We start from the raw sequence: 3213 nt of genomic DNA, 5'->3' as shown, positions 1-3213 counted from the left end.
GTGGAAACCATCGACTTCATGACCGCACGCTGGGCGCATCTGCCGTACGAATTGCTGGAGAAAGTCTCCAACCGTATCATCAACGAGATTTCCGGTGTGTCACGGGTGACTTACGATGTATCCAGTAAGCCACCCGCGACCATCGAATGGGAGTAGGCCGTCTTTTGACGGCCGTGCATGAATAACAGATAAACGAACCCGGTATTCACCCATGGGCAGAGCCTACCAGAACCGCAAAGAATCCATGTCCAAAACCTCGGACATGAAATCCAAAATTTACAGCCGTTACAGCCGTGAGATTTACATGTGCGCCAAGTCCGGTGGCACCGAGCCGACCGGCAATCTGGCGTTGGCGTCTCTGCTGGAGCGGGCAAAGAAAGAGCAGGTGCCCGCTCATGTAATCGATAAAGCGATCGCCAAGGCCGAAGGCGGCGGCGGAGAAGATTTTGCGGTAGCGCGCTATGAAGGGTTTGGGCCCGGCAACACCATGATCATTGTCGACTGCCTGACCGACAACCCCAACCGGACCTATGGCGATGTGCGCACCTGCTTCAACAAGGTGAAAGCCAAGCTGGGTGCTTCCGGCGCGGTCAGTCATTTATTTGACCACAGCGCGATTTTCCGTTTCTCCGGGCCGGACGAAGACGCGGTGCTGGAGGCTCTGGCGGACGCCGATGTCGATGTCACCGATATCGAGGCCGAGGAGGGCATCATCACGGTATTTGCCCCTCAGACCGAATACGCCAAAACGCGCAATGCCCTGAAGGAGGCCTTCGAAGGGATCGAGTTTGAGGTTGAGGATGTGCAGTTCATCCCTCAGATAACCACCGAGATCGCGGGCGAGGACGTCGAGCAGTTCGAGAAAATGGTCGAACTGTTGAACTTTCTGGACGATGTTCAGCGCGTTTTCCATAATGCGGAGTATTGAGGCGCGGTAACCGCGCGCTCAATCAGCAAGAGGAGAAAGGCGTCACATTCCTCCCTGGCTCCCTGTGCTACGCTTTCCGGATTGACCGGCACAGACAGGGGGCCCTATGCCGTACATCCACCATCAGCTCAACGGTGCCAGTGTCGGCTACTATGAGCTCAGCAACGAAACCCTGACCATCGGGCGCAGCGCCGATAATCACCTGGTTGTGGATGATGCCACGGTCAGTGGGCACCACGCCGTCATCGAGGCGACCGCTCAGGGTTTCCGCATCCGGGACCTGAACAGCACCAACGGCGTCTGGGTGAACGGTCAGCGGGTGCCCGAGGCGCCCTTGAGAGTTGAAGACAGCATTCGGGTCGGAACCCATGAGCTGCAGTACGCCGAGCAGATTTCCGACGAGCTGCAGCGCACCCTGAAAATCAAAAAAAGCTGGATTCCCGGCATTTACTACACCGCTGAGAAATAAGCCGTCTTCATGAGCGCTACCTTCACGGAACGATTGGCCGACGGACTGAGCCTGCGTGTGCTGGTACTGTTGCTAGGCGGCTGGCTGATCCTGCTCCCCCAATCCCTCCAATCGCCCTCCTGGCTTGATGCGATGCTCTTTGATGCCTCCTTGGCATTGACCCCCGAGCGGGTTCGTTACACTCATCCGGCCTCCCCATCGTCGACTGGCGGATGGTATTCGATCTGGCCCCAGGTTACCGACCGCTGGGCAGAGCAGGGGCTGTCCAGGCATTCCGGGGCGCTTCTCAATGGCGGTTACCGGACGCCCTGGTGGTTTTACCCGGCCTTCTCCGGTCTGATTCTGGCTCTGGCGGTTTATCTAATCTGGTTGACCCCGGTCATGGGCAGGGTGGCCGCGTTATTGATGACCGGGCTGCTCACCATAGGCCTGGTCGCGGGGCAGATTGGTGCCCAGATCAGTCAGGGGCTGTATCTGCCACTCGGGTTGGCGGTTCAGTACCTGTGGGTCGGACTGTTGCTGATCGGTGCGTATTGGCACCAGCGTCGCTGGTATCGCCAGGCGCAGTATCTGCGTCGTCAGTTGGGGATTGAGCGCTTTGATAACGGTCACTGGAAAGAAGCGCTGACCGCGCTGAAAGCCTGCCCCACCTCGGAGTCTATTCTGGATCTGCTCTACGACCAGGCCAGAGAGCACGAACGCCGGCAGCGCCGCCAGGAGGCGCTGGCCTGTTACCGGGAGATCGCGCGGCGCAAGCCCATGTACCGTGACGTAGCGCAACGACTCAAGGCGCTGGAGGCTCGGCAGGGGGCCACAGGCACCGCGAACCTGGCACAGACCCAGGTGCTGGAGGAGTTCGCCGTACCCCAGCAACTGGGGCGCTACCAGATCGAGCGGGAGTTGGGGCGTGGCGCAATGGGCATCGTCTATCTCGGGCGAGATCCCCATATTGCCCGGGAGGTGGCCATCAAAACACTGAATGTTGCGCCCTTCGATGCCGATGAGCGCGAGAGCCTGAAAAAACGGTTTTTCCGGGAAGCGGAAGCGGCGGGGCGGCTGCGGCACCCGAATATTGTGACGGTATACGATGTGGGACAGGAGCATGAGTTGGCCTTTATCGCCATGGATTACGTCCGCGGCGAGCCGCTCAGCGAACGCACGGCTCAATCCCGGCAGCTTCCGCTCGCCAAGGTCTATGAGCTGATGGCCACGGTCGCGGAGGCGCTGGCCTATGCCCACGAGCAGCAAGTGGTTCACCGGGATATCAAGCCGGGCAATATTCTCTATGACCCGGATGAAAACCGGGTGGTGGTGACCGATTTCGGAATCGCCCGGGTGGCCAACAGCGCCCGGACCCAGACCGGCGAGATTATGGGGAGCCCTCTCTATATGTCCCCGGAGCAGCTCAAGGGGGCGCGGGTAGGGCCAGCGAGCGATATTTTCAGTCTGGGCGTGACTCTGTACCAACTGCTGACCGGGGCGCTGCCATTTCGTGGCGATACGATTGCAGAGCTGAGCTATCAGATCGTGCAGAGCCGGCACCGGCCTCTGCGTGAGGTGCGGAAGGATCTGCCGCGCAGTGCCACGCGGATTGTGAACAAAGCGCTACAGAAAGAGCCGGAAAAACGCTATGCAACTGCGGCCGAGATGGCCAAGGCATTACGCTCGGCACTGGAGAAAGAGTTCTGATGTTCGCAGACAGTCTGCTGTGGCATGAAGTCCGGTCTACGACGGGGAATACCGTTTCAAGACACGCCGTACATACGGTCCCCTTCGCGCTCCAGACGCTTCGGGACACTTCCCACATCCATGTGGG

General features: G+C 59.5%; 4 protein-coding genes. All 4 read left to right on the top strand.

The annotated features are described in order from the left end of the window. The coding region (locus B3187_RS11935) for a hypothetical protein (RefSeq protein WP_286806693.1) at positions 1-156 on the top strand (156 nt) is incomplete at its 5' end. Between the two features lie 55 nt (positions 157-211). Then, the gene (locus tag B3187_RS11930) at positions 212-928 is read left to right on the top strand and encodes a YebC/PmpR family DNA-binding transcriptional regulator (protein WP_286806680.1); all 717 of its coding nucleotides are present in this window, start codon (positions 212-214) and stop codon (positions 926-928) included. Positions 929-1034: 106 nt separating this feature from the next. Next, complete coding sequence (locus B3187_RS11925) at positions 1035-1397, top strand: FHA domain-containing protein (RefSeq protein WP_286806678.1); 363 nt, start codon at positions 1035-1037, stop codon at positions 1395-1397. 9 nt (positions 1398-1406) lie between these two features. Then, complete coding sequence (locus tag B3187_RS11920) at positions 1407-3086, top strand: serine/threonine-protein kinase (protein ID WP_286806677.1); 1680 nt, start codon at positions 1407-1409, stop codon at positions 3084-3086. The last annotated feature ends 127 nt before the right edge of the window (positions 3087-3213 follow it).

The organism is Marinimicrobium sp. UBA4209 (genome assembly GCF_002381585.1).
Lineage (GTDB): Bacteria > Pseudomonadota > Gammaproteobacteria > Pseudomonadales > Cellvibrionaceae > Marinimicrobium > Marinimicrobium koreense.
Note: the sequence above shows the minus strand (reverse complement) of the source record. Positions and strands in the feature narration are given on the sequence as shown.

Coding starts and splice junctions, on each gene's coding strand:
- B3187_RS11930 (WP_286806680.1), top strand. CDS start 212: ATGGGCAGAGCCTACCAGAACCGCAAAGAATCCATGTCCAAAACCTCG.
- B3187_RS11925 (WP_286806678.1), top strand. CDS start 1,035: ATGCCGTACATCCACCATCAGCTCAACGGTGCCAGTGTCGGCTACTAT.
- B3187_RS11920 (WP_286806677.1), top strand. CDS start 1,407: ATGAGCGCTACCTTCACGGAACGATTGGCCGACGGACTGAGCCTGCGT.